Origin of the sequence: Acinetobacter sichuanensis, assembly GCF_003024515.2 — a bacterium.
In the GTDB taxonomy this organism is placed as follows: Bacteria; Pseudomonadota; Gammaproteobacteria; order Pseudomonadales; family Moraxellaceae; genus Acinetobacter; species Acinetobacter sichuanensis.
This window is the reverse complement of record NZ_PYIX02000081.1, coordinates 1-5664: the sequence shown is the minus strand read 5'-3', so window position 1 is coordinate 5664 and position 5664 is coordinate 1. Positions and strand designations below refer to the sequence as shown.

Annotated in this window: 5 protein-coding genes and 1 pseudogene; 2 read left to right on the top strand and 4 right to left on the bottom strand. The window is 36.8% G+C overall.

Features of this window, described 5'->3' with window-relative positions:
• Window positions 1-1362: relaxase family protein (locus tag C9E89_RS21275; RefSeq protein ID WP_107010136.1), on the bottom strand; the 1362-nt coding region annotated here is incomplete at its 3' end.
• Window positions 1352-1759 (bottom strand): MobC family plasmid mobilization relaxosome protein, encoded by a 408-nt coding sequence (locus C9E89_RS21270; RefSeq protein ID WP_107010135.1) that lies wholly within the window; start codon window positions 1757-1759, stop codon window positions 1352-1354. The genes C9E89_RS21275 and C9E89_RS21270, both read right to left, overlap by 11 nt.
• A gap of 1004 nt (window positions 1760-2763) precedes the next feature.
• Here C9E89_RS21270 and C9E89_RS21265 point away from each other — a divergent pair.
• Both C9E89_RS21265 and C9E89_RS21260 read left to right on the top strand, forming a co-directional pair.
• Window positions 2764-3510: a phosphoribosyltransferase gene (locus C9E89_RS21265; protein ID WP_107010134.1), complete on the top strand. Its 747-nt coding sequence runs from the start codon at window positions 2764-2766 to the stop codon at window positions 3508-3510.
• A gap of 302 nt (window positions 3511-3812) precedes the next feature.
• Window positions 3813-4322, top strand: coding sequence for a hypothetical protein (locus C9E89_RS21260; RefSeq protein ID WP_107010133.1), 510 nt, complete (start codon window positions 3813-3815; stop codon window positions 4320-4322).
• A 55-nt stretch (window positions 4323-4377) separates the two neighbouring features.
• On the opposite strand, the gene C9E89_RS21255 is transcribed toward C9E89_RS21260, so the two are convergent.
• Window positions 4378-4965, bottom strand: coding sequence for a tetratricopeptide repeat protein (locus C9E89_RS21255; RefSeq protein WP_107010132.1), 588 nt, complete (start codon window positions 4963-4965; stop codon window positions 4378-4380).
• Between the two features lie 246 nt (window positions 4966-5211).
• Window positions 5212-5664: pseudogene (locus tag C9E89_RS21245) on the bottom strand (mobilization protein); the annotation flags it as partial.

Sequence of the window (5664 nt, the reverse complement as noted above, 5' to 3'; positions counted from 1 at the left end):
ATTTTCAATAATTGTGTTTCTAATTCGGTCATCGTTTAATACCCCATTGGAATCATGTAGCCGTTCTGCCATTCGCCTGCATTCTTGTTGATCTGAATACAGAGCCGTTGTGCTTTGCTGTCTGGTCGCTTGCATGTGCTGATCGTCAAACTGCCCCCTGATCGGTTCAAATGGTCGACCCTCATTTGTTTCTCGTTGATCACGGTGTTTAGCGTCTGCATCTCGCTGTATTTGTTTTTGGTGACGAGACCAAGCGAGAAAATCGCTATAAGCAAAATAACTGCTGCTGAAATCAGTCCCATATTCAAAATGGTAAGTTTTTTCTGTACCGCTTGATTCTGGGCTTGCTGTTCTTGGCTCTGTATTTGCTCGTTTAATTGCGTTAAATGGCTCAATTTCGATTGCAGCAAGGTTTGATACTCGTTTAACTGTTTCTCGACAGTCTGGGTGCTGTTTTGAATGCTCTGGGCTATTTTCTCGTCTGACTGTTGAATAGCGGTCGCTGTGATATTGGCTCTTGTGTTCAAGCTGTCTCTGATAGTCTGTGACGTTTGCTCGATACCGCTCAGAAGTTGTTCCTCTGTATTCTTCAATTCGTTGTTGTACTTCTTGTCGATATTCGCCAGTAGCTCTAAAGCTTTGCTCATAAATCTCGCCCTCTAAACGGATAGGACGTTTTGCGCCCTCATACGGGTTTTCAATGGATATGGAGTTTTTTACTTGTCGGGTAACATTGATTTGATTCGATTCAAGCCATTGCACCAATTCTTGCCGATCGGCAACATCACCATTTGCGACCGCTCGGTAAACACGTTGATGTAACTGCTCTTTAAAATCCTTAATATCTTTTGGTAGGTTCTTTTTATTTAAAAATAGCTGTCGATGCTCAGGATCATCAGGGTCATAAAGTCGGTGTTGGGTATTGGTGATTTTTTTAAATAGATCGACTCGGTCGAGATCAACTGGTGCATAGAAAGGCTGTAGACGTTTACCTGTTGAAAGCTCAACATTGGGAATCACAAAATTAAGCTCAAGCCTTGTCTGTCCTGTGTCTTGATTTACTTTGTCTTGGTGTTGTACCCATAAAATTTGATACTGATCTTGATCAAGACCAGGGAAAAGACATTGCTCAAAATTTTGCATGATCTTCTGCTTATCCTGGTCAGATAAATCATGCTCATAAAAGGACAAACAGCCTGAAGTATATTTTTTGGCAAAGGGACTGCTATCAATCAATTGCCCTGTCAACTCTACATCACCACTAAGCACCTGTGCGTGTTTACGCTCTCTATCTTCACCCAGTAAATAGTCAAGGCAGCCTTTTGATAGACCTGAACCATGTCGAAAGAAATCAACGATCATCTGGACGTAACTCCCGAAGCTGTTGATCGATCGAAATCAATAAATGAAGTAACTTCACTTTATCGAAAGCACCAGTACCTGCAATATCAGTATTCACTGCTTTCGCAATCTGATTCACATTATTACCAATCCGACTAAGTTCTAAAATTAACGCTCGCTCTGTCTTGCTATACGAAGATTCAACGACCTTTGTTGCTTTAATTTTCTGGTCATCTTCTGCTTTGGAATTATGAATTTTAGTCGCTTTCTCTACTGCTGCTTGTCTAAGCAACTTTGCAATCGAACCATAAGGATTATTGGAATCGAGCAATTGATATTCTGATTCTGAAAGTCTGACTTTAAAGGTTCGTTCTCGAACTGTTTTGCTCTGTTTGTTTTCTTGTTCCTGTCCTGACATTTCAATCTACCCTGCTTTGGCTTTTGTAAGCTTTAAATTGGAAAATCTTTGATTTTTCTGTTTAAAGCTTTTCGGGGGTATCGGGGGTGAAGCCCCTGATCAAGGTCACAGACTATCACTGTTTAACGAAGTTAAATAGGGGTAGCTGTGTATCCTTGCTTATTTAAAAATGGACAGAATTGTTATGTAATAATTAAATCAAATGACACGGTATATAAACTCTAGGAAGTATTGGCATGAATATTGTAAAAATAAAGGTGCTCAACTCTTTCTCACCGTCCCCACATCCCTCGCTTTGCTCGGGCTGATGGTGAACGTTGAGAGAGTTTCGGCAATACTTTCCCTAAGGGTCGCTGATTCAAAATCAACGTCCCTTAAGTATTGCCGATTAACCTGTAATTGGGCTGACGGAGCCACGCATCGGTCGTATCCGCACATGGTTTTGCTGACCATGCAGACAAGGACTAAAGGTTTTGCACCTTCTCCCACACGCTCCCTGTCGAAGTATGGCGATATCTCTGCGAGGATTTCTCCAACATGCAACTTAACCAACCTATACAACTACTTCCAACGCTCCGCCTATGTGAGATCCCCTGTAAGCGGTTTAGCCTTGCGACTATCGCTACGATGCACCAGTGACACTTATTCCCTCCACATGCACCGCATATCTTCCTTTAAAAAAGGGCGCACAGAAGTAGATAAAGCTCGACCGTTAGGTGCTTATTTGATGATTTAAACTACTGAATTAACGAAGGACTTCAAATTGAGGCTTGTCAAACTTTTCTAATTCTTTAAAATAGATAGTGGTACTAGCCTTTAAGGTGAATATCAGTACGAGTTGGAAGCTCTGCCGATCTTTCGTTAATTGATGTTGGAAGCATCAAATAACTGTACCCACTGAATATAAAGCGAAAGTCCAATAAGTTTCAAGACTTATTGGACTTTTTCTTTTTTATAAAGATAATTTTAAAAATTATTTATAAGCCAAATAGTTGAGACTTAAATTGGGAATTCTCGTTAATGACAATAAAGTTGTTACTTTCACCTCAGAAACAGAACAACTGGTAAATACGTCATTAGATGCTAACCCTAACCATCACAAACTTAATGACTTAATTGTGCATAGTGTCTTTAAACGTTTGTATAGTCGTCAGGGTGGTGATGGAAATCCTTTAATTTACGCCCTAAAAGGACAAAAAGGATTTTCAATATCTCTTAAAGAGTGTGGAAAATTCAACCCAAATATCTCTAAAATTCTCCATAACTTAATGCATGAAAAAGATTATGAAGTAATCCTTACAATGCCATCCTCCCACAAAGTAGTAGAAAGATTTGCTAAAAAAATCAATAGGATAACCACGAACCATTGTATTTTAATTAATGATATTTTTTCTAAAAAAACCATTCGTGAAGTCTATGCTGATCTACAAGATCTTCCATTAACCCCAAAATATAAAAAAGATATCATTGCCTTACGTCGCTCCCTAGAAAGAGATCTGACTAATAATCCCAATAAAGCTTTTTCTATGAAAGAAGTCGCAACAAAGGACAGAATGTTTATTCGTCCTTTGAAAATAGATCCGACCCAAATTAAAAAAGTTACAGAAATGAAAGGAAAATCAATACTTCTTGTCGATGATTTATTGGCAAGTGGTACAACCTTAACAAGTGCTTATAACTTACTTAAAGAAATGGAAGTAAGTGAACAAATTGAAGCAATCTGTCTTTTAGGGAAACTGGGCAATAAATAACTAGAAATCATTCTATGTCACCAAAACTCACTAAAAATCACAAAAGTTAATGTAAACTTTTATTTATAACTGTATACTACAGATAGACCATTCATGTGCTCAATGGTCTTTAAAGATAGGGCTAACGCCCAGAGCCCGGCAGCACCGTCAAGCGAGGTCAGACTGTAAGAGTCAAATATCGTTTATCTAGGCACGGCTAGTAAAGTTTCAAACAAAAAGCTTAATAACTTAAACAAGTTGTTAGGCTTTTTTGCTATTCATAACTATAATTCAAATAAATTCAATATTTTATAAATTCAAGTATGACAATCGTTATATCTATCTCTTTAATTATTGCTTTGATTATTTATCTTAAGCTTTATAACTCACATCCATATTTCTTACTTGATAAAAATGGTGTAATCAAAAAGGAGCATCGCAGAACTTTTTGTCATTCATTTATACATTTAGATCCAAATGATTTTAATGATCTAAAATCAATACATCATTCTTACTTTCCTAATGGAAGCTACGAAACTAGATACTATTCATCTGATGGGCTAAACAATACCTTATTTATCGAAACTTCAATAGAATTTAATACATATCCAAATGGACAACCATGTGATTTAGTTTTTCCTGTCAACTTTGTGATCCGAAAACTAAATGATTCTCCAGAAACTTACATTATGTATTTATCAGAAAGATGCGGTATTAGAGACATGACTCTGAAAGGTGATTTTTACAAAGGATCTCTTTCAAATCTAAAAAAGCACTTTGAATTATGGGAAAAAAAGCAAAAAGAATTTTTAAAAAAGAATCACCATATTTAGCTTGCCAACATAGCCATAGAAAATATTTTTCATGGCTATGATCTATTTAATTATTTTACTTAACTATATTTTCTTTATTATATTTTTCAATAAAATATAACGCATCTTTATCACCCTTTAATGCAGAACTTCTCAATAAAGACATTCCCTTAGTTATATCTTTTTTTACAAATATTCCTCTTACATACATTAATCCAAGCTTTGTTTGAGCTGTAATATCGCCTTTATTCGCAGCTTGGGTAAAAAGAGAGACTGCTTTTGCGGGATTTTTAACAACACCATTTCCCGATAAATACATAGTGGCTAGCTCACGTGTGGCTACTATATCTCCTTTATTGCTAGCTTTTTGATATAAGTTGGCTGCTTTATTTAAATTAACAGATACCCCCATACCATTTTGATAAATTGCACCAAGCATGAACAGAGCATCTGTATTTTCTTGATTAGCCGCCTTTTCAAACCATTTTATAGCTTCAGCCATATTTTTTTGTACGCCAACTCCCTCTGTGTACATAACAGCCAGAGTAAGTTGCTCCTCTGCATAGCCTTGCTTAGCTCTTTCAATAATTTCAGCATCAGAAAAAGCATATAAACTTGACGAAAATGAAAGAATTATAAGAAAAATAAGAAAATATTTATGCACTCGAATACCTAAAAAATGTGAAAATCTGAATAACTTAGTATTTTGAAAATTTACCCTAAGAAATGAAAATTATTCTAACAATAGTCCTTTTGATTGTTGCTTATAACATTGTAGAGCCCAATAGTTTTGGAGGATACCTATTAGTTCTATTAGTTGCAGGATTAATTTCAATTGGTATTACATTTGCTTTTTTAGCCATACTCGCTGTTATTGGGGTAATTAGTAAACTATTCACACGGAATTAAACTACATCCCAAAATCCATCCCTCGATCTTGCTTAGGTCGAGGTTTTTCTATCTCTTGTTTACGCTCATTCATCTGGACGAGATTTTTTTCAATATCTCCGACGTTTCGAGCAAATTCTGCTGAGCTTTGGTCACTTGTAACGAGACTGAGTGTTGTACGGTTGAGATTCTCTCCAGCACTTCTTCGTTGTTGGCTGTGATCTGGCTCATCTCTCGAATTTTTCCATTGATCTGCTCGGTATAGCTTGCTGTACTGCGTTCTAGCTCGTGAAATTGCTTCTGTATTGTCGCTAATAATTTCTGTGCTTGCTGTAAGCTTTGCTGATCGCTCTCGATTGCCTTTGACTGCGCTGATAAGGCTTGGATAATCTTGGTTTGCATTATGTCTAAAGCTTGCTGTTGCTTCTGCAATTGCGCTTGTTGTTGCATTAATTGTTGCTGTTGTTCTTCGATG